We start from the raw sequence: 24,201 nt of genomic DNA, 5'->3' as shown, positions 1-24,201 counted from the left end.
CTGCGAACCGGGCGCCCCATGTCAGTTCACCGGCCGGAAGGTCGCGTCGGCGCGCTCGGTCGCGGTGGAGATCGGGTCGATGCGGAGCTTGTAGGCGTAGTGCCGCAGGTAGCGGTCGGGGTAGTTGGAGGACCGGTAGGACGTCCAGGACGACGACGCGAGTCCCGCGACCGGCGTGAACGACGCGTCGGCCTTGAAGCCGGCGGAACCGTCGTCCTGGGCCAGGACGACGACGTAGTCCTGATGCCGCAGGTAGTAGCCGGGGTAGTTCACGGACTGGAACGAGACCGTCCCGTTCCCGGCGAGGCCTGGGACGATGCGCCACTGGGCGTCCTGGGCCGGGGTGACGTTCGCGTCGATCTGGACCACGTGGTTGACGTGCCGCACGTACCGGTCCTGGAAGTAGTACGACTGGAGGCGCTGCGCGGGGGCGGCCGTGCCCCACTTCGCCAGGACGCGGTTCTCCTCGGCCTGGGTGAGGTTGAGGATCGAGCCGTGCCGTTTGCGGTTGGTCCCGAGGTTGTACTCCGACGTCGCCCTGGTGCGGAAGTTCGCGACGCTCCCGAGGTTCGTGGACGTGATGGGCATGTACCCGCGGCCGGTGGCGAACTGGTCGAGCCACATGGCCCACTCGTTGCGGCCGTTGAACTGCATCCACATGGGACCCTCGACGACCGTGCTGCCTGCGACGGCCCCGTTCGAGATATTGAGGCCGGACAGGTTCCCGAGGTTGGTCCACGTGCCGAGGATGCTGTTGCTCGCGTCGACGGTGATGTGCTTGCCCGTCACGTTGGCCCGGTAGTACCGGTATCCACCCAGGCTGTTGGCCACCTCGATGATCTGGGTGTCGATGATCTCGTTGGTGCCCGACGGCGTGATGTACGGCTGGGGCGTGGTGATGGTCCGGAAGTCCGACGTGCGCGCGTAGTAGATGCGGTGCTTGGTGGTCCCGTTCTGCGGCACGTTCGTGGCCCAGTACAGGACGTAGTCGTTCGTCGCCGGGTTCCAGATGGCCTCCGGCGCCCACGCGTTGCGGCCGTCGGGGATCGCGCCGGCCACGTTCAGCAGGCGTGGCGCCGACCAGTTCACGAGGTCGCTGGACTCCCAGACGACGAGGTTGCGGCTGCCGTTGTTGATCGCCGTCGACCAGCTGGTGCCGCAGCCGATGCACAGGTCGGTGGCGATCATCCAGTACTTGTCCCCGTTCGGGGAGCGCACGAGCGCGGGGTCGCGGACCCCGCCGGTTCCGACGTTGCTGCGCAGCACGACGGCGCTGCCGTTCAGGTCGGTCCAGCGCAGGCCGTCGTCGCTGTGCGCGAGGTAGATCTGCTCGCCGTTGTTCGACGACTCCCCCGTGAAGTGGGCCATGAGGTAGCCGGTGAAGGGGTCGAGCGCGGCGGCGCGTTCTGCCGTCGCGACGATCCAGGTCGAGACCACGAGCGCCAGGGCGGCAGTCATGGCGACGAGGGCAGCGGCCCGCCGAGAAGGTGCGGTGGTGTTCATCCGAGCACTCCTTCGTGTCGTGGATGGGGTCAGGGGGTCGGCACGACGGGCGCGATGGTGCCGTCGGCGCGGAAGGTGAGGCGGTCGATCGCCACCTCGCGGTTGGTGCCGTTGCCGGCGGGCACCGCGAACCGGTGGTAGGCGATGTACCAGGTGTCGCCGGTGGGCGACCTCACCACGGAGTGGTGGCCGGTCCCGAGGATGCCGAGGCCGGTGTTCTTGCTCAGGACCACGCCACGGTTCGTGAACGGCCCGGTGGGCGACGACGCCGTCGCGTACGCGACGCGGTAGTCCTCGCTGCGGGTGTCGTTCTCCGACCACATCAGGTAGTAGGTCCCGTTCCGCTCGAACAGGAACGGCGCCTCGTTGTAGCCCGACGGCGTGATGGTCCGCACCCGCGCGGGGTCGAACGACGTCAGGTCCGCGTTCAGCGGCACGACCCGCAGCGCACCCTGACCCCAGTAGAGGTACGACGTGCCGTCGTCGTCCGTGAAGACCATCGGGTCGATGGCCTGGCCCGAGTACGCCCCGGCGGCGACCAGCGGCCGGCCGAGCGCGTCGCGGAACGGGCCGGTGGGCGAGTCCGCGACCGCGACCCCGAGCTGCTTGGCCGTGTTCCCGGACGCGGCCCCGCCGCTGAAGTACAGGTAGTACCTCCCGTTCTTCGCGACGACGGCGGGCGCCCAGGCCGAGTTGTCCGCCCAGGACACGTCGGGTCCCAGGTCGAGGACGTTCCCGTAGAACGTCCAGGTCGTCAGGTCCGCCGACGACCACGCCGAGTAGGCGGGACCGGACCAGCCCGCGTACCCGTCGGTGGTCGGGTACAGGTAGTACCGCCCGTTCAGGTACGTCAGGTGCGGGTCGGCGAACAGGCCCGGCAGCACCGGGTTGGCGGTCGTCCGCGGGGTCCACGGCGTGCGCCGGTAGAACGAGCTGTCGGCCCGGAACTGCGCGGTGTCCTGGGTCGGGTCGATCCACAGCTCGGAGCGCTTGTGCCGCAGCGTGCGCGACGGGAAGTTGTACGACGTGAAGGACACCGAGCCGGTGACCGAGCCCGTCTGCGCGCAGAACGTCGCGTCGGCCCGGAACGTGGCCGACCCGTCGTTCGTGTCGAGCCGCACGCGGTAGTCCTTGTGCCGCAGGAACCGGCCGTTCGTGGCCTGGAACGAGTAGCACGACGACGACGCCAGGCCCGGCACCACCGTGAACGTCGCGTCGCTCTTGAGCTGCGCCGCGCTGGACGACGTGACCGGGTCGATCCGGCCCAGGTAGTCCTGGTGCCGGACGAACCGCCCGGCATAGTTGACCGGCTCGAACGACGCACGCCCGAGGGTGACGGTGGTGGGTGCTGCCTCCGCCGGCGCCACCAGGACGACCGGCAGGAGCACCAGGGCGAGCAGCGCCGCGAGGCGGCGCGCGGTACGGGTGGTGGCGCGACCCACGGCGTCACCGAAACCGGAACTGCTCTTGCTCAGGGTGTGACGGCTGTGCACGTTCGCTCCTTTGCGATCGAGGGACAGCAGGGCGCGACTTTGCACCCGCTCAGGGGCGCGATGTGAGCGCTAACATATCCATTATGTTCCCAGCCGACCAGCGGGTCAAGGGTGGATGTTTGCGATAACAAGGCCGCACGCCAGGGGCCCGGGCGCCCCCGCCCCCGCTCTGGTCGTTCACCTACCGGGGAAGCGCCTCCCCCGGCACCCTTACGGCCTCTGGCGTCACGGCGACACGGCCGTGGTCAACCGTCCTCTCGCAGCGCGCCGATCGCGTCCAGCACGCGGTCGAGCACCGGCTCGAACTCGTCACCGAACGAGTAGCCGGGCTGCCCGACGAGCCCGGCGGCGAATGCAGCCAGGTGGGGATACCTGTCGGCGTCGAGGGTGGCTGCGGCCGCGTCGCCCGGCGGCCCGGCGTCGGTCGGCAGCACGGCCTCCTGGAGCACGAAGCCGTAGACGTACGCGTCGAGGAGGGTATAGGCGCGCGCGGTCACCCGCAGCGAGAACCCTGCCCTGAGTAGGACGCCGAGCACGGCGTCGTGGTGCCGGAGCGTCGCTGCCCCGGTCGCCGGCTGGAGGTCGAGGATCGTCAGCGCCCACGGATGGCGAGACAGGACGGTGCGCGCGGACACGGCACGGGCGCGGAGCGCGTCCCGCCACGGCGCGCTGGGATCGGGCAGGTCGATCTCGGCGAAGACCTGGTCAGTCATGCCGTGCAGCACGTCGTCCTTGCCTCGGACGTAGTGGTACAGGGACATCGGCTTGAGGCCGAGGGAGTCCGCCAGCGACCGGATGGTCACGGCGGCGAGCCCGCGGGCGTCAGCGAGCGCGACGGCCGCACGGAGGACTCGCTCACGCGAGAGGGGCAGCTTGGGCTCGACGCCTGCGGAGTCGTGATGGGTCACGAAGACATCCTCTCGGTTGCTCGACGGGTTACCAGGCAGTGCTACCGTACTAAGTACCCTTACTTTGTACGACTGGAGGCATCATGTCCCATCGTCTGGCCGGCAGGCTCGCCGGCGCCCTCTTCCTCGCGGTGTTCGTCCTCTACGGCGTCGGCGACGCGCTCGCACCGCGACCTGCGGGCCTGGTCCTGGTGCTCCTGAACTCGGCCGCCGTCGTTGTCATCGGCGTTCTCCTGTACCACCCCCTGCGGGTCGCTGCCCCACGGGCGGCGCTGGTCTACCTCCTCACCAGGATCACGGAGGCCGTCGTCCTCGCTGGAGGCGTCCTGCTCCTCGCGGGCGGGAACGCCTCGGCACACCACGTCGCGTACACGGCCGCGATGGTCCTCCTCGGCCTGGGCAGCATCCCGTTCTGCCTGGCGCTGCCCGCCGCGGGGACGGCACCCCGGTGGTTCGGGCTGTGGGGCGCGGCGGGGTATGCACTGCTCGCCGTCGGCGTCCTCCTCGAACCCGTCCTCGCGGGAGCGAGCGTCGCGCTCGCCGTCCCGGGCGGACTGTTCGAGATCACCTTCGGCCTGCTGCTCCTCGTCCGAGGCTGGTACCCGACCGCGCCGTCGGCCCTGGTCGAACCGGAAAGCGCGGTGCGACAGTGAGCAGTCAGGTCAGAGCAGTTCCACCCTGCTGAGCGAGCCCCGCACCGGGGAGGTCCGCCCCGATCGAGACCCTGCGATCGGAAGACCACAAGCGCTGCGATCAGAAGACTAGAACCCCTGCGATCAGTAGAGTAGATCCCGTGCAGACGGTCGCGTCCTGGCCATCGAGGTCAAGCTCGCGGACCGGGTAGGAGACGCAGATGTGAAGCATCTTGGCTGGCTGAGGAACAAGATCGCGGGTGACCTGATCGACGTCGTCGTCGTCTACTCGGGCGAGCATGCTTACCGCCGACGGGACGGCGTCGCAGCCGTTCCGCTCGCCCTGCTCGGCCCCTGACCCCCGGTCCTCCGGGACGGGCCTGTCCCGGTCAGAGCAGCCCCACCACCGCGAGCGCCGAGGCCACCGCGGCCGACGCCGCGCGCACGTGGTTCCACCGTGTCCAGGGCCCGTGGTAGTCGCGCCAGCCCTCGGCGAGGTCGGGCGCGGCGAGCAGCCCGTTGTTCAGCGGCACGTTGAGCCCGACGGTCACACCGAACGTCCCGACGGCGTAGACGATCGTCGCGGCGAGGAACCAGCCCGCGCCGGGCAGGCCCGCCGCGAACGCCCACACGCTGGTGATGAGCGGCAGCAGCAGCGCGCCCATGAACACCACCATGAACGGCGGCCGTACCGCCTCGGCGTTGATCCCGTTCATCACGGCTCCTGCCTCGCCGTCCTCGGCGCGGCGCAGCCCACGGATCACGAACGCGGAGAACCCGTAGAACACCCCGGCCGACAGGCCGAGCATCACGGCGGAAAGGACCGCCAGCACATCGAACATCTCGCCACCTCCTGCGCCCAGTCTGCTGCCCGACGCCGGTCGCTCGCCTCGGGCGCGCCGGTCGCCCTGTCAGCAGCTCGGCCTAGGCTCGGACCCATGAGCGAGTCGACGTCGAACCCGGAGAACCCCGAGCACTCGGTCGGGGGCACATACTCGGTGCCCGGCAAGGAGTACACGCGCGACCAGAACTACATCTCCACGAGGATCACGGCGGACGGGCGGGACGGCTACGCCGTGGAGCCGGGCCGGTACCGGCTCGTCGCGGCACGGGCGTGCCCGTGGGCGAACCGGTCGATCATCGTGCGCCGGCTGCTGGGCCTGGAGGACGCGATCTCGCTCGGCCTGCCGGGACCTACGCACGATGCGCGGTCGTGGACGTTCGACCTCGACCCGGGCGGCCGGGACCCTGTGCTGGGGATCGAGCGGCTTCAGGAGGCCTACTTCGCGCGCGACCCGGACTACCCGCGCGGCATCACGGTGCCGGCGATCGTGGACACCGGGGACGGGGCGGTCGTGACGAACGACTTCGCGCAGATCACGCTGGACCTGTCCACGGAGTGGCGCTCCCACCACCGGGAGGGCGCGCCGGACCTGCTGCCCGCTGCCCACCGCGACGAGCTCGACTCCGTGATGCGCCGCGTCTTCACCGAGGTGAACAACGGCGTGTACCGCTGCGGTTTCGCGGGTTCGCAGGCGGCGTACGAGAAGGCCTACGACCGGCTGTGGACCGCCCTGGACTGGCTCGAGGAGCGGCTGTCCGAGCGGCGGTACCTCGTCGGCGACACGATCACCGAGGCCGACGTACGGCTGTTCACCACGCTGGTGCGGTTCGACCCTGTCTACCACGGGCACTTCAAGTGCAACCGGAACCGCCTGACGGAGATGCCGGCCCTGTGGGGCTACGCACGGGACCTGTTCCAGACCCCGGGGTTCGGCGACACCGTGGACTTCCGGCAGATCAAGCAGCACTACTACGTGGTCCACACGGACCTCAACCCCACGCAGATCATCCCGCGGGGCCCTGACCTGGCGGGCTGGGTCACGCCCCACGGCCGCGAGGAGCTCGGCGGGCGCCCGTTCGGCGACGGCACACCGCCCGGCCCGGTCCGGCCGGGCGAGGTCGTCGAGGCGGAGCACACGCCGCTGCGGTAAGGCGGTCCCGTCGCACGTCACGGTTCGGAGACGGCGGTGGAGGCTTCACCGGGAGTGTGGGTGGTGCGTGCCACACTGTGGGCATGCTCGAGCTTGCCACTGGCAGCGGCCTCGCCCTGGCTGCCGGCCTCAACGCCTGGATCCCGCTCATCCTGCTGGGACTTCTCTCGCGGTTCACCGACCTGCTGGAGCTGCCCGGCTCGTGGGCGTGGCTGGAGAACCCGTGGGTGCTGGGCATCCTCGTGGTCCTGCTCGTGGTCGAGTTCGTCGCCGACAAGATCCCCGTGGTCGACACCGTCAACGACGTGATCCAGACCGTGATCCGGCCTACTGCGGGCGGCATCGCGTTCGGGGCGGGCGCCGGCTCGGAGACCGTCACGGTCACCGACCCCCAGTCGTTCCTCCAGTCAGGGCAGTGGATGCCGGTCGTGCTCGGCATCGTCCTCGCGCTGGGCGTCCATGCCACCAAGTCCGGGGCACGGGTCCTTGCGAACACCGCCACCGGCGGCACCGCAGCGCCCTTCGTCAGCACGGCGGAGGACGTGGGCTCGGTCGGCATGTCGTTCCTCGCCGTCCTGCTGCCCATCCTCGTCATCCCGCTGCTGCTCGGCCTCGTGGCGTGCATCATCCTCGTGGTCCGCAGCTGGCGCAGACGCGGCAATCTCAAGGGCGCTTTCTAGCGCCCTGACCCTTCAGGCGAAGACCTGGCTGCAGCGCGTGATGCGCACGCCGCCCGGCACCTGTTCCGCGAGCATGTGGTACTCGGCCGTGCCGTCCGGCTCCGCAAGGTGCACGGTGGCCTGACCGGTCGCGGTCCGCACCGCGCGCAGCTCCAGCACGGTGCCGTCGGTGCCGTACATGACGGCGACCCGGTACCGGCAGGCCTCCTCGGCCTCGCGGGCGGTCAGCGGTGCGCGCCCGAGGCGACCCCAGCGTCCGTCGTCGGGCAGAGCCACCCGCGCCACCACGCGTCCGGGTGCCTGCCCCGTGCCGCCCCGGCGCGGAAGCGCGGGTGCGGGTCCAGGTGCGGGCCCGGTCGCGGGTGCGGGCCCGGTGTCCGCGAAGTGCCGTCCGCGGCGCGGCGCCGGGAGCACCGTCGCGGGAACCTTCGGGATCGCGAGCCCGGAAACAGGTGCGGCAGGAGCGGCCGCAGGAGCCGAACGGGTCGACGCGGACGCGGCCGGCGCAGCCGCAGCGGCCGGCGCAGCCGGGACGGTCCTGCCGAAGGGCCGGAGCGCGGGGATCCCGCCGGCCGGGAGGGTCAACGTCTCGACGTGCTCGTCTGTCGCGTTCTGTCCCATAGGGGCAGATTCGCAGCGCATCCTGCTCCCCGCCACCGGTGACGGTGAAGTGCGGGAACCCGCCCGACCTGACCTCTGGTGACGCGGCCGGGCGGGACCCCGCGAAGACCCGCGGAGGGCGGTCAGAACACGTACAGCAGGATCCCGATGAGGATCCCGAGCGAGATCACCACCGCGACGACCTGGACCACGACAGCCGAGCGTCCTGGCCGGCCAGGATCGTGCTTCCCCGTCGACGTCTCGTCCGTCGTGCCGTCACGGGTCGGGTGGGGACCAGGGGATGCGGGCACAGAGAACCTCCGGAGCGATGAGCAGGGACGCTCAGAGGTTATGGGGCTTTCGCGAGTGAGGCGATAACACGACCGTGGTACGCCCGGGTCGGCCGGGTGAAATCGCCCGGCGCTGTGATCAGGGCAGATGTGGTGGCGCTACCGCTTGGACCGCGGCTTCGCCGTCACCTGCGGCGCCTGCGTGCCCCCGGCGACCCGCTTGGGCCGGCCCGCCCGGAACCGTCGCACGGCGGTCACGAGCGTGATGGAGGCGATCACCACCGCCACGGCGTCGTCGCCGAGACCGAAGGGGGCGAGGACGTCCGGGATCAGGTCGACGGGGCTGGCCACATAGCCGAGCGACCCGACGAGCGTCACGACCTGCTTCCACGACAGCGGGGACTTGCCGCGCGTCGCCGGGTCCTGTGCCATGACGTGAAACTATCCGATACCTCGATGCCCCGCCAGGAGCCCCGAGGTCAGACAGCGACCGTGTCGCACGCCTCGGGGACCAGCCGGCTCGTGTAGCCGGCGGCGACGAGGCGGTCGAACGCCAGCAGCACGCGGTCCGGCACCTCTTCCTCGGGTTGCGCGATGAAGCCCTTCTCGGCGTAGAGGCTGAGCCGCTGGGTGTCGCCCACGATCATGTCGATGACGCGCGTGACGTCCCCGATGTAGGCCACGTACTGGTCGAGCGGCAACCGTTGGGAGGCGCAGAAGACCTCCACCTCGGGCCACACCATGCGGCACGTGGCATAGGCGCGGCGCTGCTGGTACGGCCGCGTCACGAGGAGCACCGAGCCCACCTCGATCTGCTCCTCGGCCAGCTTCTTGCGGCTGTACTCGAGGTTCTCGCTCGTGTTCCGCGCCCGGGGCTCGACGATCACGGCGCCCGCGGGGACCCCGTGGGCCACCGCGTGGTCCCGGTACCCCACGGCCTCCCCCGACGGGAAGGCGTCGAGAGTGGTGGGGGCGTTCGCTCCGGTGAACACGATCCGCGGGAAGTAGCCCCGGTGAAACAGCTCGGCCGCGCGTTCCGCGACGCCGAGGTCGTGTCCGCCGAGGCCGATGCAGACGTCGACGGGCCGCGGCTCGTGACCGAGGTCGTGGTAGTCCCACAGCACCTCGACCTCGGCCCGCACCTCGCCAGGGATCATGACGGTCGGCATATGGGGACCATACGGCTCAAAGCACTGGCTGGCACGAGGGGACGTACGTGACCGCTCGCCAGGAGCCCGGATCCCTGGGCGGGGCGAACATTCACCCGGCCCGGGATCGCGTGTGGGTGGCGCATGCTTCGACAAGTTAGCGCACCCTGGGCCCTCGTCCGGACACGCAGGGACGTCACAGGCACACCTCCCAGTGGTTGCCGTCGGGCACGTCGGTCACGCGGACCACGAGCCGGAAGCCTGCCGCCGCAGCGATCCGGCGCAGCATCGCGAGGCTGGGCTGCATGCGTCCGGTCTCGATGCGGCTGATCGTGGAGGTGGGCACGCCCGCGTTGCGGGCGAGCGTGCTCATGCTGAGCCCGCGCGAGAGGCGCAGACGGGTGATGAGCTCGCCGGTGGTCCCTGGTGGGCCGACGGGCTGACGGGAGAGAGCGGTCTTGGACACGTAGGGCTCCGTCCGAAGAGGTCCTGAGCGCACAACAGGGCCCGCCGGGTGGGCGTTATCCCGGCAGACCCTGTAATGGCTAGCACTCTATTCCTCTAGGAGGAGATCCGCGCGTCCACCGGAAGGGTCGGGCATCCGCCCTGCTCAGGGCCACGACCATCCGGGCGGCAGCTGCCCGGGCCAGGGCAACCAGCCTGCCTCATCGACGCCCTTGCGACCTGCGCGTCGCCCTGCCCAACGCAAAGATCCCGACGCCGACCACGATGCCGACCACGCCGGTAACGAACTTCCCGGTCGCTGCCGGGGAGCCCGCGAGCAGCCGCTCGACGTCAGCCTCGGCCATGACCATGTTCTCGTCCTCGGGGTCGAAGAGCACGTCGAAGGTGCCGTCGTAGTTGGCGCGCAGCGCACGGTCCTCGGCGTCGTCCCTCCCATGGAGCTGCGGATGTGTCAGGTGGATCTCCTCGTGCGTGCCGTCCCTGAGGTAGACGGTCGCGCTCACCTCGCTCACGTCCCGCTGGGCATCGCGGGCGATGTCTTCCCTCGGCCTGACATGCATGGTGCGAGGCGCCTTCCGCGTCGTCGTCAGCTCCGCGTCGTACGCGACGGCGGAGATACCGGTGGCCTTCAATCTGTGGGCCGTCCCGATGTCACGCTGGTCGGCGTACCCGCTGTACCCGAGCACCCCGGCGACGAAGAGCACCAGGACGCCTGCGAACTGCAGCACCTCGCTCCAGCCACGCCGGGACAGGTGTCTGACCAGCCGTGCAAGCAGGTTGTCCGGCGCCTGCGACACATCGCCTCCAGGGTTCGTCCACTCGCCGCACCCGGCCGGATGGGTGAGTGATCGTAGCCCTGGGGCATCCTCGACACGCCGAAAGCCCGCCCCGAATGCCCCGGTTCACCCGCTCCCGGCCCGCCCGAGTCCAGGATGCGGTCAAGAACGTCCATCCGGGGCCGATACTCTCTGCGGTCATGAGCACGCTGACCGCGGCGCGCGACGCACGACGCCTGGCACAGGAGCACCCCGCCTGGGTGCTCCTGCGGTCGCGCCACGCACCGGTGGCGGTCACGCTGCTGGCGCGCTGCCTCGACGACCAGGCGCGGCGCCTGCCCGAGCGCGAGCTTGTCGCCCTCCTGGACGACGAGCTCGACCAGCTTCGGCACCAGGACGCCGACCTCCCCAGCGCCGGCGAGCTGGTCCACGAGTGGTTGACCGACGGCGTCCTGGTGCGACGCACGGTCACGCGGGGCACCCGCGGCGGAGCCGCTGAGGTGGTCGAGCCGTCGGAGGGCGCCCTGGTGGCCCTGAGGTTCGCCGCCGCCCTGGACGCCCCTCCACCACGTGCGACGCCGACGCGCGTCGCCCTCGTCGCCGACGGGCTGCGGCGCGTGCTCGCGGGCACCGAGCCGGACCGGGACGCCCGGCTCGCCGTCCTGCAGGCGGAGCGCGGACGTATCGACGCCGAGATCGCCCGCGTGCGCGACGGCGACGCCCCGATGCTGACGCCCGAGGAGGCCGCCCAGCAGGTGCGCGAGCTGCTCGCCGTCGCGGCCGAGGTCCCCGCCGGCCTTGCCCGTGCCGTCGCCGAGCTGGAGCGCGCCGACGACGACCTCCGCAGTCGCCTCACCGAGGCCCAGTCGGGCGCCGCAACGGAAGCCGTCCGCCGCGACGCCGTACTCGACGACCTGTTCCGCGGCGTGGACCACCTTGCGGAGTCGGCGGCCGGCAAGGCGGTGGCCGCGGTCGGCAAGGCCCTGCGCGAACGTGCCGCCGACCTGGACCCGACGCCGCTGCTCGACGCCGGACGCGTCGGCCTCTCCCCCGCAGAGTCGGCAGCCCTGCGCCGCCTCGTCCCCGCCCTCGAGGCCGCCACGGACGACGCCGCCGCTACTCTGGCCGCCCTCCGGCGAGGGCTGGTCCGACGCCTCCGGGCCGACGCTCCCGCGGCCGAGCAGGCCCTGCACGGCCTCCTCCGGGACACGGTGCAGGCCTCCCTCGGCACGGCGGAGACGATCCCGCTCGGAACCCCCACGGCGCTCACGCTCTCCCTCGGCGCCGCCGACCCGTCGACCCCCGCCGGGCTCGCGCTCCATCACCCGGAGGACGCCGAGCCTGCGCCGCCGGTCGTGAGCCACGCCGGGCGTGGCACCGGCGTCGACCCCGCCGTCCTGCGCGAGCTGGCCCGCGCCTCCGAGATCGACGTGACCGAGCTGCGTGCCCATGTCAACGACGCGGTCACGCGCTCCGGGGAGGTCTCCGTCGCCCAGGTCCTCGCCCAGCACCCGCCCAGCCAGGGGCTCGCCAGCGTGGTGGGCCTCCTCGTGCTCGCCGAGCGGCACGGCCGTCGCGCCGCCGGCAACGAGGACGTCACCTGGAAGACGCCCGCCGGACCTCGTCGCGCCACCGTGCCCCGCCACCTCTTCGAGGAGCTCGTCCCATGACCGAACTCGCCAATCTGGCTTCCGCCGGCGATGGTTCCACAGGACCCTCGCGGGAGGCCCCACTCGGTGTCCATCTGGCTTCCGCCGGCGACGGGTCCACAGGACCCTCGCGGGAGGCCCCACTCAGCGCCCAGCGCCCGGGCAGCCCGCCCACCGGCCGCCTCGCCACGGTCCGCACAGGCACCTTCCCGCCGGTGCCCGACGCCGGTCGCTCACCTTCCGCGAGCGCCCCACCTCCTGCGGGGGGCGGCGCCTGGGCGGCCACCACCTCCGGCGGGCCGGACGCGGGGGCCGAGCCGCCGGCGTCTGGCCACGACGAGGTGACCGCCCTCTGGACCGGTGACACCGGGACGCTCCGGGCCCCGACCCGGAGCGCGCTCGCTCTGCTGGTGCGCGGGCCCTACCTCTCCGCCGACCGCGATGCTGCCGCCTGGCGTGCGCTGCTGGCCGACGAGGACCAGGTCCGGTCGCGGCTCGCGGACCTGTACCTCGACCTGGTGCTCGACGTCGACACCCAGGTGGCGTTCGTCCGGACGGCCCGTGGTGGCGCCGTGTCTGCGGTGCGCGAGCAGCCGCTGACCTTCCTCGACACGGCGGTGCTCCTCCACCTGCGCGGCTGCCTGCTGGACACGGCGGGCGAGCGCGCCGTCGTGTCGCGCGCGGACGTGGGCGACGCGCTCGCCGGCCTGCGGAAACGCTCGGGCGTCGATGCCACCGACTTCGTGGGGCTGCTCGACGCCTCCTGGTCGCGGCTGGTCGAGCGGGGGCTGCTCGAACCGTCCGGCGCGGACCGCTACGAGGTCTCGCCGGTGCTGCGCGTGCTGTTCGGTGCCGACGAGGTGGCGGCCGTCCAGGCCGAGTACGCACGACTTGCCAAGGAGGGCGCATGACCACCACGACGCACCCGGGACAGTGGCGGCTCGCACGGGTCGAGGTCGTCAACTGGGGAACGTTCTCCGGCCACCACCGGGTCGACGTCGCCCGCGAGGGGTTCCTGGTCACGGGCCACTCGGGCTCGGGCAAGTCGTCGCTGGTGGACGCCGTCGCGGCGGTGCTCACTCCCCCGGCCCGCCTGCGGTTCAACGCGGCCGCGGCGGGCGCCGGCGGGGCTGCGGGCGGTGAGGCGAAGGCTGCCGACCGCGACGTGCTCGGGTACGTCCGCGGCGCATGGCGGCACCGGACCGACGAGGCCACCGGCGAGGTCGTGGCCGACCACCTCCGCCCCGGCTCCACCTGGAGCGGCGTCCTGCTCCGCTACGAGCAGGGCACGCCTGCGGGCGAGGACGGCACGGGCGTGGTCACGCTCGTGACCCTCTTCCGCGTCGGTCGCACGGCGACGGAGGTCGAGCAGCTGCACGTCCTGCTCGCCGACGACCTGGGCCTGCTCGACCTCGAGCCGTTCGCCCGGTCCGGGCTGGACGCCGCGGGGATCGCCTCGCGGTGGCCCGGAGCGGGCGTGACGGACCGGCACCGGTCGTTCGCGGCCGCGTTCACGCAGGCGCTCGGGATCGAGGGTGAGAACGCCCTGGTGCTTCTCCACCGGACGCAGTCGGCGAAGAACCTCGGCAGCCTGGACGACCTGTTCCGCGGCGTGCTGGACGAGCCGCGCACGTTCGACCTGGCCGAGGCCGCCGTGGAGCAGTTCGGCGACCTGGCGCAGGCGCACGCCCAGCTGCTCGAGGCCCGGCGCCAGGAGAAGCACCTCGCCCGGCTGGTGCCCCTCGCCCGCGCCTATGACGAGGGTGCCAGCGCCGCGGTCCAGGCCGCGGGGCTGCGTGGGTCGCTCGAGACGTTCAAGGAGACGTGGAAGCTCGAGCTCGCCCGCACCGCCCTCGCCGACGCGCGGCAGGCCGAGGACCTCGCCGCCCACTCGCGTGACGCCGCCGACACGGAGGTGCTCCAGGCGAGCAACGCGCACCAGCAGGCGCTGCTCGTGCTCCAGACCCGCGGCGGGCAGGCCCTCGCCACCCAGGGCGACCGGCTCGCCCGCGCCGGGGAGGTCGCGGCGCTCGTCCGCAACCGCCGCGCCGAGCTCGCGGAGGACCTCGCCGACGCCGGCCTCGACTTCCCGGCGTCGTTCGAGGACTTCGCCGCCCTGCGCGCCACCGCACGTCGCGTGCTCTCCGGCGGGGACTTCACGCTCGAGGACGCGCGGCGCGAGGTGCGACGGGCGCACGAGGCGCGTGCCGTCGTCGGGCAGCGGAAGGACGCTCTCTCCGCCGAGCTGGCCGCGCTGCGGGACGGCGGGACCGCGATGGGGGCCGCCCTGCTCGCCGCGCGGGCACAGGTGTGCGAGGCGACGGGCCTCAGCACGGCCGCGCTCCCGTTCGCCGGCGAGCTGCTGCGCGTCCGCTCGTTCGACGCCGAGTGGCAGGGTGCCGCGGAGCGGGTGCTGCGTCCCCTGGCGACGACGCTGCTCGTCCCGGCGGCGCAACGCGACGCGGTGGCGGCGGCGCTCGACGCGACCGACCTCGGGACGCGGCTGGAGGTCGAGGTGGTGGGCGTGCGGGTCGACGCCCCGCGCCCCGCCGCCGCCGACTCCCTCATCCACAAGGTGGAGGTCAAGGACGGGCCGATGGCCGGCTGGCTGCACCGGCGGCTGTCCGACCAGTACGACTACCGGTGCGTCGCCTCGCTGACCGGGTTCGACCTGGACGGTCCCACGGTCACCCTCGAGGGCCTCGTCGCGGGCGGGGACCGCCTCGTGAAGGACGACACGACCGTCGTGGGCGACCCGGCCACCTGGGTGCTCGGCTGGGACGGCGAGGACAAGCTCGACCACCTCCTCACCGTCGCCGCCGAGGTCGAGGCAGAGGCCCAGGCGGCGGAGGAGACCCTCGCCGCTGCCGAGCGGACCGAGCGGACCGAGCAGCGCCGCCGCACCGCCCTGCGCCAGGTGGAGCGGCGGAACTGGCCCGACGTCGACATCGACACCGCCGAGCGGTTCCTCGTCGAGGCGCAGCACGAGCTCGACGCGCTCCTCAACGGCACGCAGGACCTCGCCTCCGCGTCGAAGGACGTGGGCGACGCCGAGCGGTGGCTCGACGAGACCCGCCGCACCGCCGCCGGTGCCGCCGACGTGCTCGCCGAGGCCCGCGCGCACCGCCGCGCCGTGGAACGGGTCGTCACCGAGCTGGGCGGCGCGACGCTCCAGCCCCTCCCTCTCACGCACCGCACCGAGCTGGAGCGCCGGTACCAGGACCTGGCTCCCGACGTCACGCACGAGACCATCGACGACGTGTCCCTGCGCGTGGCACGCGGCATCGACGCGGAGCGCGAGGCCGGGCTGCGCAGCGCCGGTGCGGCCGAGCGCGAGATCGTGGCCCTCCTCGGCGAGTTCCGCCGACGGTGGCCGGCCGTGGCTCGCGACCTCACCGACCAGGTCAACGACCGCAGCCGCTACCTCGCCATTCTCGAGGCCCTCCGCACGCAGCGCGTGCCCGCCCTCGAGACCACGTTCCTGGGGCTGCTCGCGAACGAGTCCCAGCGCGACCTCGAGCGCCTCGCCGGCGAGGTCCGCCGGGCGGGTGCCGAGATCCGTGAGCGCATCACGCCCGTCAACGCGTCGCTCCTGCGGTCGCCGTTCGACGCCGGGCGCTACCTCCAGATCCGGGTGAAGGAGCGGCGGCCCGCCGTCGTCGACCGGTTCCTCACGGAGCTCGACGCGCTGTCCGTGCCCTGGGCGCTCGACGACATGGACGCCGCGGAGCGATCCTTCGCTGTGCTGGAGCGGCTCATGCGCCGGCTCGGCTCGGCCGAGCCCGCCGACCGTGCGTGGCGCACCCTCTGCCTCGACACGCGACGGCACGTCCGGTTCACCGGCGTGGAGGTCAACGGGCAGGGCATGGTCCTCGACGTGCACGACTCGTCCGCGGGCCTCTCCGGCGGGCAGCGCCAGAAGCTCGTCGTGTTCTGCCTGGCCGCGGCCCTGCGCTACCAGCTCGCGCCGGGCGAGGACGACGTGCCCGCGTACGGGTCCGTGATCCTCGACGAGGCGTTCGACAAGGCCGACACCGAGTTCACGCGCACCGCCATGGACGTGTTCCGGGCGTTCGGGTTCCACATGATCCTCGCGACGCCGCTCAAGCTGCTGCAGACGCTCGAGGACTACGTGGGCGGGGTGGGCCTCGCGACGTGCCGGGACTTCCGGGACTCGCGGATCGACGTGGTGGAGCTCGCACCGGTGGGCGGGGCTGCTGGGACCGCCGAGCGCCCGGCCGCGCGCCCGGCCGCAGGGGCGCCGTCCGCCACCGACGACGAGGCCGTGCTCCCGCCGTGGGACGACGCGGACGCCGACGTCGCGAGGTAGTGCCTCCGAAGGCACTGTCTCGGCGGAGCTTCCCTGCCGAGGTAGTGCCTCCGTCCGACGGAGGCACTACCTCGGCGGGGTGGCCGCCGCGCCGTCGGCGTACCCGCGGGCGTAGGCCTCGGCCGAGCCCTCCCGGAAGAGGTCGTCCGCGCTGGGGCGGACCAGCACGCGGGCGCCCGGCCCGTCGTCGTCCGTCACGTGGTGGGCAAGCCCGCGCACGACGGCGATCGCGCGCCCCGTGGCCTTGCCGCGCACCAGCTCGCTGGCGGACGCGATCTCGTCGACCACGCTCGTCACGGTGACCGACAGGGGCCTGCCGTGGCTGTCGACCCCGCCGCGCAGGTCGTCCACGACGCGCACGCCCGCTGCGCCGATCGCGATGTCGACCAGGGCGTCGCGCCAGGCCCGTCCGGCGGTGTCGGTGACGACGACGCCGAGGCGGCGCAGCCCGAACCGCTCGTGCAGAGCGGCACGGATGGCGCGGGCCGACGCGTCGGGATCCTCGGGCAGGAGCAGCACCGTGCCCTCCGGCGTGTTCGAGGCGTCCACGCCGGCAGCCGCCATCACCAGGCCGAGCCGGTTCTCGACGATGCGCAGCGGCGGCAGGCCGGGCCGCTCGCGCGTGGCGACGACGCGGACGGTCTCGGCGGTGATGGCGTCCTCGCGGTCGTCGGCGGCCACGACCCGGCCTTCAGCCTTGGACACGATCTTGGACGTCACCACGACGACGTCGCCGTCCTCGAGGCCCTCCTTCGCGAGGAGGTCGCCGACAAGGACGCCCAGGTCGTCGCCGGGACTCACCTCGCCCAGCCCGTCCGGCGCCCAGATCGTCAGCCTGCTGGACGCCGTACCCGCACCTACCTGCACCGTCTCGCCTCTCGTCGTGCTACTTGACCAGCTTCGGGAGAACCTCGCGCCCGAACGTCTCGATCCATTCCCGCTGGTTGCGGCCCACGTTGTGCAGGAACACCTTGTCGAAGCCCAGGTCGAGGTAGCCCTGGACCGCCGCCCGGTGCTCGTCCGGGTCTGCGCTGACCAGGAGCCGGCCCTCGAAGTCCTCAGCCCGCACGTGCCGCGCGAGCTGCGCCAGGTCGTGCGGCGAGCGGATGTCCGACCGGTTGAACCGCATCCCGCCGTTCGGCCATTCCGTCAGGGCGTTCGCGAGCGCCTCCTCGTGGGTCGCGGCCCACGAGAGGTGGAGCTGGAGCACGCGCGTGAGTGTCGAAGGGTCACGGCCGGCCTCGCGGGCGCCGTCGGCCAGCCGGGCGAAGAGCAGCTCGACCCGGTCGGACGGGGCGCCCATCGTGATCAACCCGTCCGCCTGGCGCCCCGCGCGGCGGGCGGTGACGGGTCCCGCGGTGGCGACGAGGATCTCGGGCGCCGCCTCCGGCATGGTCCACAGGCGGGTGGACTCGAGGCGGTAGAACTGCCCGGCGTGCTTCACGTCGCGCCCGGCGAGGGACCCGGTGAAGAGCTTGCGGACGATCTCGACCGCCTCGAACATGCGGTTGATCCGCTCGGGGGCCTCGGGCCAGTAGCCGCCGACGACGTGCTCGTCGAGCGCGTCGCCGCTGCTCACGCCGAGCCAGTGCCGTCCGGGGTTCATCGCGGCGAGCGTGGCCGACGCCTGCGCCACCAGGGCGGGGTGCCACCGGAACGTGGGCGCCGTGACGACGCCCAGGTCACCCCGGGTGCGTTCGCCGAGGGCGCCGAGCACGTCCCACACGAAGCCGGCCTGCCCCTGCTGGGGCACGGAGGGCTGGAAGCGGTCCGCGGCCATCACGCCGCTGAAACCGTTCGCCTCGGCGAGTGCCGCGAGCTCCACCGCCTCCCGGGGATGGAACTGCTCGAGCATCGCGGCGTAGCCGATGGTCACCACGAGGTCGACCCTAAGCCGGGAAGCGCCTGGACCGTGCATCCTCGGGCGTGTGGGTGACGGCTGGGAAGGTGTGTGGCATGCCGCACACCTCTCGCACGTCGCGCGCGCCCCGGCCGGGCCGGCCGCGGCCCGGCTGGCGGCCGCTCGTCGTCCGGACCGCCGCGGTGGTGCTCCCGGCAGCGTTGCTGAGCGCCGGTGCGTCGTCGTTCCTCGCGGTGCTGACGGGCCGGCTCGCGGCCGCGCCGTCGCGGGCTGCCCTGGCCGCGTTCGCGGTGGTCACGGTCGTGGCGATCGCGGCCGACGCCGTGACGACCCTGCTCGTCCAGCGCGCGGCGGCGCGCGCCGAGACCGCGCTGCGGGCCGAGCTCGTGACCACGGTGCTGTCGCAGCCCCTCACCGCCCTCGAGGACCAGGGGGTGGGCGAGCTCCTGGACCGGGTCGACGACGACCCGGCGACGCTCACGTCGAGCATCGCGTGGCTCGGAGTCGACGCCGGGCGGGCCGTGCTCGTGGCCGTCGTGTCGTGGGTGGTGGCCGGAGCGACGTGGTGGCCCGCCTGGATCGCCTTCCCGTTCGTGGCGGCTGTCGTCATCCTGCTGGCGCGCCGCGCCTCCGGCCCGTTGAAGTCGATCCAGCAGGAGTCCGAGGCGGCCCAGTCCGATCACGTCTCGCACCTCGAGGAGGCGATCGCCGCGCGCGACGACCTGCGGACCGCCCTCGGGCAGCCGTTCGCGCTACGCCGGTACGCGGAGCTGGCCCGCCGCGCGCTGGCCCTGCGCGACCGCTGGGCCGAGGTGTTCGGTGGCGTCCGGCTGCGGATCGAGCTGCCCCTCGACGCCCTGGTGGGGGCGGTCGTGGTGGGTGGCACGTGGGCGGTGGTGGGGGGCCGGCTCGACGTGGCCCAGCTCGTCACCGTCTGGGTGCTGGTCACCGGGTTCACCGGCCGGGTCGACTCGCTCGCCGGGATGATGCCCGCGATCGAGCAGGCCCTCGGCACGCTGCAGAGGGTCCGCTCGCTGCGCGAGGCCGAGCGGGAGCCGGCGGGCGGGCTGTCGTTCCCGGTGGCCGTGGACGGCACGGGCGTCGACGTCGAGCTCCGGGGCACGACGTTCGCGTACGACGGCGGGTTCGCGCTCGGCCCGGTGTCGCTGCGCCTCCCGGCGGGGGCCACCTGCGCGCTCGTGGGCCGCACCGGTTCGGGGAAGTCCACGCTGGCGAAGCTGCTCTCCCGGGCCGTCGAGCCGCCCTCGGGAACCGTGCTGATCGACGGCGTGGACGTGCTCGACCTCGACCTGCAGGACCTGCGGCGGCACGTGGGCGTCGTCGGGCAGCGGACCGAGCTGCTCGCCGGGACCCTCCTGGAGAACGTCACCCTGTACACGGCCGTGCCGCGAGCCCGGGTCGAGGCGGCGCTCGACGCGCTCGGGCTACGAGCCTGGGCCGACGAGCTGCCCGACGGCCTCGACACACGCCTCGGACCCGACGGCGTCACGCTCTCCGCCGGGGAGGAACAGCTGGTGGCGTGCGCCCGCCTGCTCGTCCGGGACGTGTCCGTCGTGGTCCTCGACGAGGCCACCGCACGGATGGACCCGGCCACCGGCGAGCGGGTCGCGCGGGCGACGCGGACCCTGCTCGCGGGCCGCACGTCCGTGGTCGTGGCGCACCGGCTGTCGACCGTGCGGCACGCGGACCTGGTCGTGGTGCTCGACGACGGTCACGTGGTGGAGCAGGGGCCGTGGGCCACGCTGGCGACGGCCGACGGGCACTTCGCCCGGCTGCTCGCTGCTGCTGGTCTCGACAGCCTCCACCGGGACAGGGAGGCTGACGCGGACCACGCACCGGAGGCGGTGCCGGACGCCGTGGCGACCCAGGACGGGGCCGGGCCGCCGGCGTCTGGCAGCAGGGCCGCCGCGAGTCCAGGGCCGCGCACGGACCGGACGGCCGCCGCCCGGCCGTCCCTGGCACGCGCGGTGGGTGAGGTCCTGCGAGCACGCTGGCCGTGGGTGCTCGGGATGCTCGTGCTCTGGGGACCGGTCACCTACCTGGCGACCGGCGGCCTGGTCACCGGCTGGTTGTGGGCGTCCCTGGTCACCTCGCTCGACGACGGCGGTGCCCCCTGGCTCCTCGCCACCGGCATCGTGGCGGCGATCCTGACCAACTCGCTGCTGCCCGCCGCGATGCGCAAGCTCAACGTCCGATGGTGGTCGGAGTCACGCGCGCGCTTGCGCCTCGACCTGCTGCGCGGCCAGACCGCCCAGGTGCGCAACCCTCGCGACGCCCCGGGCGAGATCACGGCACGGGCGCAGGAGGACGGGCGGCTCCTGTCGCACTCCTGGGACTGGGCCGAGCTCGTCCTGCTGCCCCTCTCCGTCGCCGTGCTCGCGGCCACCACGGACAGTGCCATGGCGACGGCGCTCGGCGCGGCGGCGGTGGTCGTGACGTTCGTCGCGGCCGTCGTCGGACGGCGTGCCGTGGCCCGCTCGGCGCGAGAGGCGGGCGACGCCCGCGCGGAGCTCGGCCGCCTGCTGGGCTCGGCCTTCGACGCGGTGCGCACCGTCAAGCTCGCCGCCGCGGTCCCCGCCGTGCTCGGCCGGGTCGCGGACGTCGACGCGCGCCGCGTCCGCGCCGCGCTCCACGAAGACCTCACCACGTTCGCGATCTCCTTGTCGCCACGCGTGGTGACCCAGGTGCTCACGGTCGTCGCGTGGGCCCTGCACGTGTCGGGGTCCTGGTCCCTCTTCACCACGCTGGTCGTGACGACGGCGATCGGCCGGTTCGGCTGGATCGGCAACGACCTGGGCTGGATGGCGGCCCAGGCGCCGGTGGCCCGGCGGTGGCTCGAGGTCGCGGCGCGCGTCGCCGGGACGGACCGGCTCGGACGGCGCCCGGCGGACCTGGACCTCTACGCGGGCACGGCGGACCCGCCCGCAGCGCCGGTACGCCGCGCGGCACGGCTCGAACGGGTGACCCTGCGCGGCGTGTCCGCGGTGCACGACGACGGGACCGTCGGCGTGGCCGGGGTGGACCTGGAGCTCCGGCGCGGGGAGCTGGTGCTCGTCACCGGACGGGTCGGGTCGGGCAAGTCGTCGCTGCTTGCCGGGCTGGCGGGGCTCGTCGACCTCCATGGCTCCCTGAGGTGGAACGACGTCGAGGTGCTCGCGGCCGAGAGGGAAGGATTCCTCCGCCCCCCGCACGTGGCCTATGTGGCCCAGGTGCCCCGGGTCATGTCCGGCACGTTCGAGGAGAACGTCCGCCTCGACCACGCCTACCGACCGGTCGCGCAGCCCGTGCGCGACGCCGCGCTCGGGCCGGATGTCGAGGCTGCGGGCGGGCTCGGCACCGTGGTGGGGCACCGTGGGGTGCGGCTCTCCGGCGGGCAGGTCCAGCGCCTCGGTCTGGCCCGGGCACTGGCGACCGGGTCCGACGTCCTCGTCGTCGACGACGTGTCGTCCGCCCTCGACGCCGCCACCGAGGCGCTGGTCTGGGCGGGGTTGCGCGCCTCGGGCGCCACGGTGGTGGGATCGACCTCCCGAGCCGCCACCCTCGCCGCCGCCGACCGGGTGGTCGTCCTGGACGGGGGCCGGGTCGCCGCCGTAGGTCCCTGGACGGAGCTGCGCAGCGAGTGGTCCCACCTCGCTGGGTGACCCGCTTGCTATGCCTATCGTTTTTCGATAGATTCCTCTCGTGACTCGATCGAAGGAGACCCGATGGGAAAGCTGACAGTGCTGGCGCTGCGGATCGTCCTCGCCGCCCTCTTCCTGGGCGCCGTGTTCATCCACGTCGTGATGGTGCCGTTGATCAGGACCGACATGAACGAGCTGAACCCGGACTACGCCTATCTGCGCGTGCCGGTCCTGACGATCATCGTGCTGGGCATGGTGGCCGTGGAGGTGGTGCTGTTCTGCGTGTGGCGGCTGACCACCATGGTGAAGGCGGGCACAGTGTTCTCCCACGCCGCGTTCCGCTACGTGGACGTCATCATCGGCGCAGTCGTCGCCGCCGCGGGCCTGATCTTCGCGTTCGCCGTGGTCCTGGCGCCGGGCGAGGCCGCAGCACCCGGCCTCGTCCTGCTGATCTGCATCGCCTCCCTCGCGGTGCTGGGCGTCGCCCTCGTGGTCCTGGTGCTGCGTGCGCTGCTCAAGCAGGCGGTCGACCGCGACGTGGAGGCGTCGCAGCTCAAGGCCGAGCTCGACGAGGTGATCTGATGCCGATCGTCGTCGACGTCGACGTCATGCTCGCCCGGCGGAAGATGTCCGTGGGCGACCTCGCGGACCGCGTGGGGATCACCCCGGCCAACCTCGCCGTGCTGAAGAACGGCCGCGCCAAGGCGGTCCGCTTCACCACCCTCGCGGCCCTGTGCGAGGTGCTGGACTGCCAGCCCGGGGACCTCCTGCGCTGGGAGCCGGACGGTGTGTCCGAGTGAGGGGTCTCCGGGCCGGCCACAGGCCGCCTCGGGTCAGACCGGGTAGCTGCTGCGGAAGACGCCGTGAGGGTCGCGCTCGGCCTTGATGGCCCGCAGCCGGGCGAGCGCCTCCGGGCCGAAGGCGGCGGCCGCCGACTCCTCCGGGGCGAGGAACGTGAACGGCTTGCGGCCGCTCACCCGGTCGCCGAGCGCCGCGACGATCGCCGCCTGCCGGGCCCGGACCGCCTCTCCGACCTCCGGCGTGAAGGGCACCCCGAAGAGGTACAGGGCGAAGGGTTCCGCGAGCGCCCCGTGCGGGCTGTCGGAGGGCCGGGCCAGCGCCCCGCCGAGGTGGCGCACCTGGACGGCGAGGAGCGGGTCGTGCGGGCCGGCGAGCAGCACCTGCGCCACGGCGTCGTCGAGGTCCGTGAGGAGCTCGGCACGCGAGCAGCCCGCGCCGGGGTCGGTCGGCTCGTTGGTGATGGCCCCGAGCTCGTCGACGCGCAGGGGGCGGCGCGTGTCGGAGAACCGCCCGGTGATCGCGTCCAGCGGCTCGAGGAGGCGGCGCGCCTCGTCCTCGCCGCCCAGGTGCACGCTGTCGACGGCCACCATCGGGTCCGACCCGGGGAAGTGCAGCAGCTCGAACCAGACGGTCAGCTCGTCCGGCGCGGTGGCCACGACCTCGCGGAACGCGGCGAGGACGTCGGGCGCCCGGTCCGCGGGCCACAGCATGCGCCCTCCGAACACCTCGGGCGCCGGGTGGAGCCGCAGCTCCAGGCTCGTCACGGCCGCGAAGTCACCGCCTCCGCCGCGCAGCGCCCAGAACAGGTCCGGGTCGGAGTCGGCGGTGACGCGCCGGGCCTCGCCGTCGGCCCCCACGACGTCCAGCGCGACGACGGCGTCGGCCGCCCAGCCGTGCGCCCGCCCGAACCAGCTCAGGCCGCCGCCGAGGGTGTAGCCCGCCACCGTGACGACCGGCGAGCTGCCGGGCAGGCCCGTGAGGCCGTGCCGGGCGACGGCGGCCTGGACGTCGCCCCAGCGGGCGCCCGCCCCCACCCGGACGAGGCGCTCGGCGGGCCGCACGTCGATCTCGTCGAGGTGATGCGTCCGGACGAGGATCGTCCCTTCCGTGCCGCCCGACGCGCCGTGCCCGCTCGCCTGGAGGGTCAGCGTGCGCCCGGAGTCGCGGGCGTCCTGGACCAGGGCGGCCACGTCGGTGGCGGTCGCGGGCTCGGCGACCGCCAGGATCGGCTGGTCGACGGCGAGGTTCCACGGTCGCCGCCGCTCGTCGAAGGTGTCGTCGCCCGGCAGGTGGACCGCGCCGGCGAGCTGCGGTCGCAGGGTGTCGAGAGTGGTCATGGTCGCTCCTTCTGTCATGGACATCCGATATCCAGGTTTGGGGCCCGACGACGCCGCGCGCCCGGCTCCACGCTCGTCGCCCGGCCCGGCGGG

At 73.1% G+C, this 24,201-nt stretch carries 23 protein-coding genes; 10 read left to right on the top strand and 13 right to left on the bottom strand.

Translation table 11 applies throughout. The features are described from left to right. Window positions 1-21 precede the first annotated feature (21 nt). From D1350_RS06365 to D1350_RS06355, 3 genes are all read right to left on the bottom strand, one after another. Complete coding sequence (locus tag D1350_RS06365) at window positions 22-1,503, bottom strand: glycoside hydrolase family 43 protein (protein ID WP_125775072.1); 1,482 nt, start codon at window positions 1,501-1,503, stop codon at window positions 22-24. A gap of 29 nt (window positions 1,504-1,532) precedes the next feature. Further along, on the bottom strand, window positions 1,533-2,996 hold the full coding sequence (locus D1350_RS06360; protein ID WP_206074441.1) for a family 43 glycosylhydrolase: 1,464 nt from the start codon (window positions 2,994-2,996) through the stop codon (window positions 1,533-1,535). 245 nt (window positions 2,997-3,241) lie between these two features. Further along, entirely contained in the window at window positions 3,242-3,904 is a 663-nt protein-coding gene (locus D1350_RS06355; protein WP_125775068.1) for a TetR/AcrR family transcriptional regulator, read from the bottom strand. Between the two features lie 83 nt (window positions 3,905-3,987). On the opposite strand from D1350_RS06355, the gene D1350_RS06350 reads away from it, so the two are divergent. After that, a complete protein-coding gene (locus D1350_RS06350; protein WP_125775066.1) occupies window positions 3,988-4,557 on the top strand; it encodes a DUF4386 domain-containing protein in 570 nt (189 codons plus the stop codon). A 202-nt stretch (window positions 4,558-4,759) separates the two neighbouring features. Then, complete coding sequence (locus D1350_RS24715; protein ID WP_276313714.1) at window positions 4,760-4,894, top strand: hypothetical protein; 135 nt, start codon at window positions 4,760-4,762, stop codon at window positions 4,892-4,894. A 31-nt stretch (window positions 4,895-4,925) separates the two neighbouring features. Here the strand turns inward: D1350_RS24715 and D1350_RS06340 are convergent, their stop codons facing one another. After that, entirely contained in the window at window positions 4,926-5,378 is a 453-nt protein-coding gene (locus D1350_RS06340) for an anthrone oxygenase family protein (RefSeq protein WP_125775064.1), read from the bottom strand. 96 nt (window positions 5,379-5,474) lie between these two features. Between D1350_RS06340 and D1350_RS06335 the strand changes: the two genes are divergently transcribed. Next, the gene (locus D1350_RS06335; protein WP_125775062.1) at window positions 5,475-6,530 is read left to right on the top strand and encodes a glutathione S-transferase family protein; all 1,056 of its coding nucleotides are present in this window, start codon (window positions 5,475-5,477) and stop codon (window positions 6,528-6,530) included. 83 nt (window positions 6,531-6,613) lie between these two features. Next, window positions 6,614-7,210 carry a DUF4126 domain-containing protein gene (locus D1350_RS06330; protein WP_125775060.1) on the top strand — a complete coding sequence of 199 codons (597 nt, stop codon included), beginning with the start codon at window positions 6,614-6,616 and terminating at the stop codon, window positions 7,208-7,210. A 12-nt stretch (window positions 7,211-7,222) separates the two neighbouring features. Here the strand turns inward: D1350_RS06330 and D1350_RS06325 are convergent, their stop codons facing one another. From D1350_RS06325 to D1350_RS06305, 6 genes are all read right to left on the bottom strand, one after another. Further along, window positions 7,223-7,831 (bottom strand): hypothetical protein, encoded by a 609-nt coding sequence (locus tag D1350_RS06325; protein ID WP_125775058.1) that lies wholly within the window; start codon window positions 7,829-7,831, stop codon window positions 7,223-7,225. Between the two features lie 122 nt (window positions 7,832-7,953). Then, window positions 7,954-8,121, bottom strand: coding sequence for a hypothetical protein (locus D1350_RS23605; RefSeq protein WP_164545050.1), 168 nt, complete (start codon window positions 8,119-8,121; stop codon window positions 7,954-7,956). Window positions 8,122-8,259: 138 nt separating this feature from the next. Continuing rightward, window positions 8,260-8,532 carry a YkvA family protein gene (locus tag D1350_RS06320; RefSeq protein WP_125775056.1) on the bottom strand — a complete coding sequence of 91 codons (273 nt, stop codon included), beginning with the start codon at window positions 8,530-8,532 and terminating at the stop codon, window positions 8,260-8,262. Window positions 8,533-8,579: 47 nt separating this feature from the next. Continuing rightward, window positions 8,580-9,269, bottom strand: a complete 690-nt coding sequence (locus tag D1350_RS06315; RefSeq protein WP_125775054.1) for a YdcF family protein — start codon at window positions 9,267-9,269, stop codon at window positions 8,580-8,582. A 175-nt stretch (window positions 9,270-9,444) separates the two neighbouring features. Beyond that, window positions 9,445-9,714, bottom strand: a complete 270-nt coding sequence (locus D1350_RS06310; protein ID WP_206074440.1) for a helix-turn-helix domain-containing protein — start codon at window positions 9,712-9,714, stop codon at window positions 9,445-9,447. A 199-nt stretch (window positions 9,715-9,913) separates the two neighbouring features. Next, window positions 9,914-10,417: a hypothetical protein gene (locus tag D1350_RS06305; RefSeq protein WP_125775052.1), complete on the bottom strand. Its 504-nt coding sequence runs from the start codon at window positions 10,415-10,417 to the stop codon at window positions 9,914-9,916. A gap of 272 nt (window positions 10,418-10,689) precedes the next feature. On the opposite strand from D1350_RS06305, the gene D1350_RS06300 reads away from it, so the two are divergent. The 3 genes from D1350_RS06300 (at window position 10,690) to D1350_RS06290 (ending at window position 16,468) form a co-directional block, all read left to right on the top strand. Beyond that, window positions 10,690-12,159, top strand: a complete 1,470-nt coding sequence (locus tag D1350_RS06300; RefSeq protein WP_164545049.1) for a DUF3375 family protein — start codon at window positions 10,690-10,692, stop codon at window positions 12,157-12,159. A gap of 194 nt (window positions 12,160-12,353) precedes the next feature. Beyond that, complete coding sequence (locus D1350_RS06295) at window positions 12,354-13,049, top strand: DUF4194 domain-containing protein (RefSeq protein WP_240643919.1); 696 nt, start codon at window positions 12,354-12,356, stop codon at window positions 13,047-13,049. After that, window positions 13,046-16,468: an ATP-binding protein gene (locus D1350_RS06290; protein ID WP_125775046.1), complete on the top strand. Its 3,423-nt coding sequence runs from the start codon at window positions 13,046-13,048 to the stop codon at window positions 16,466-16,468. Before D1350_RS06295 ends, D1350_RS06290 begins: the two co-directional genes overlap by 4 nt. 66 nt (window positions 16,469-16,534) lie before the next feature. Here D1350_RS06290 and cofE read toward each other — a convergent pair whose 3' ends face one another. Continuing rightward, window positions 16,535-17,335, bottom strand: coding sequence for a coenzyme F420-0:L-glutamate ligase (gene cofE, locus D1350_RS06285; protein WP_125775044.1), 801 nt, complete (start codon window positions 17,333-17,335; stop codon window positions 16,535-16,537). A gap of 19 nt (window positions 17,336-17,354) precedes the next feature. Continuing rightward, window positions 17,355-18,386, bottom strand: a complete 1,032-nt coding sequence (locus tag D1350_RS06280; protein WP_125775042.1) for a TIGR03557 family F420-dependent LLM class oxidoreductase — start codon at window positions 18,384-18,386, stop codon at window positions 17,355-17,357. 38 nt (window positions 18,387-18,424) lie between these two features. Between D1350_RS06280 and D1350_RS06275 the strand changes: the two genes are divergently transcribed. The 3 genes from D1350_RS06275 (at window position 18,425) to D1350_RS06265 (ending at window position 22,770) form a co-directional block, all read left to right on the top strand. Further along, a complete protein-coding gene (locus D1350_RS06275) occupies window positions 18,425-21,991 on the top strand; it encodes an ATP-binding cassette domain-containing protein (RefSeq protein ID WP_125775040.1) in 3,567 nt (1,188 codons plus the stop codon). Between the two features lie 63 nt (window positions 21,992-22,054). Beyond that, window positions 22,055-22,552: a DUF2975 domain-containing protein gene (locus D1350_RS06270; protein ID WP_125775038.1), complete on the top strand. Its 498-nt coding sequence runs from the start codon at window positions 22,055-22,057 to the stop codon at window positions 22,550-22,552. Beyond that, window positions 22,552-22,770, top strand: coding sequence for a helix-turn-helix domain-containing protein (locus D1350_RS06265; protein ID WP_125775036.1), 219 nt, complete (start codon window positions 22,552-22,554; stop codon window positions 22,768-22,770). The genes D1350_RS06270 and D1350_RS06265 overlap by 1 nt, the downstream gene beginning before the upstream one ends. Before the next feature lie 33 nt (window positions 22,771-22,803). Here D1350_RS06265 and D1350_RS06260 read toward each other — a convergent pair whose 3' ends face one another. Further along, entirely contained in the window at window positions 22,804-24,108 is a 1,305-nt protein-coding gene (locus tag D1350_RS06260; protein ID WP_125775034.1) for an FAD-binding oxidoreductase, read from the bottom strand. Window positions 24,109-24,201 lie beyond the last annotated feature (93 nt).

The sequence above is a fragment of the Antribacter gilvus genome, assembly GCF_003946865.1.
Lineage (GTDB): Bacteria > Actinomycetota > Actinomycetes > Actinomycetales > Cellulomonadaceae > Antribacter > Antribacter gilvus.
The sequence above is the reverse complement of the archived record's forward strand: the minus strand, read 5'-3'. Positions and strand labels throughout refer to the sequence as shown.

Excerpts from the sequence above, each read along its gene's own strand:
- D1350_RS06290 (WP_125775046.1), top strand. The coding sequence starts at position 13,046 with ATGACCACCACGACGCACCCGGGACAGTGGCGGCTCGCACGGGTCGAG.
- D1350_RS06320 (WP_125775056.1), bottom strand. The coding sequence starts at position 8,532 with ATGGCACAGGACCCGGCGACGCGCGGCAAGTCCCCGCTGTCGTGGAAG.
- D1350_RS06340 (WP_125775064.1), bottom strand. The coding sequence starts at position 5,378 with ATGTTCGATGTGCTGGCGGTCCTTTCCGCCGTGATGCTCGGCCTGTCG.
- D1350_RS06280 (WP_125775042.1), bottom strand. The coding sequence starts at position 18,386 with ATGCACGGTCCAGGCGCTTCCCGGCTTAGGGTCGACCTCGTGGTGACC.
- D1350_RS06260 (WP_125775034.1), bottom strand. The coding sequence starts at position 24,108 with ATGACCACTCTCGACACCCTGCGACCGCAGCTCGCCGGCGCGGTCCAC.
- D1350_RS06315 (WP_125775054.1), bottom strand. The coding sequence starts at position 9,269 with ATGCCGACCGTCATGATCCCTGGCGAGGTGCGGGCCGAGGTCGAGGTG.
- D1350_RS06335 (WP_125775062.1), top strand. The coding sequence starts at position 5,475 with ATGAGCGAGTCGACGTCGAACCCGGAGAACCCCGAGCACTCGGTCGGG.
- D1350_RS06365 (WP_125775072.1), bottom strand. The coding sequence starts at position 1,503 with ATGAACACCACCGCACCTTCTCGGCGGGCCGCTGCCCTCGTCGCCATG.
- D1350_RS06350 (WP_125775066.1), top strand. The coding sequence starts at position 3,988 with ATGTCCCATCGTCTGGCCGGCAGGCTCGCCGGCGCCCTCTTCCTCGCG.
- D1350_RS06330 (WP_125775060.1), top strand. The coding sequence starts at position 6,614 with ATGCTCGAGCTTGCCACTGGCAGCGGCCTCGCCCTGGCTGCCGGCCTC.
- D1350_RS06270 (WP_125775038.1), top strand. The coding sequence starts at position 22,055 with ATGGGAAAGCTGACAGTGCTGGCGCTGCGGATCGTCCTCGCCGCCCTC.
- D1350_RS06265 (WP_125775036.1), top strand. The coding sequence starts at position 22,552 with ATGCCGATCGTCGTCGACGTCGACGTCATGCTCGCCCGGCGGAAGATG.
- D1350_RS06275 (WP_125775040.1), top strand. The coding sequence starts at position 18,425 with ATGCCGCACACCTCTCGCACGTCGCGCGCGCCCCGGCCGGGCCGGCCG.
- D1350_RS06325 (WP_125775058.1), bottom strand. The coding sequence starts at position 7,831 with ATGGGACAGAACGCGACAGACGAGCACGTCGAGACGTTGACCCTCCCG.
- D1350_RS06300 (WP_164545049.1), top strand. The coding sequence starts at position 10,690 with ATGAGCACGCTGACCGCGGCGCGCGACGCACGACGCCTGGCACAGGAG.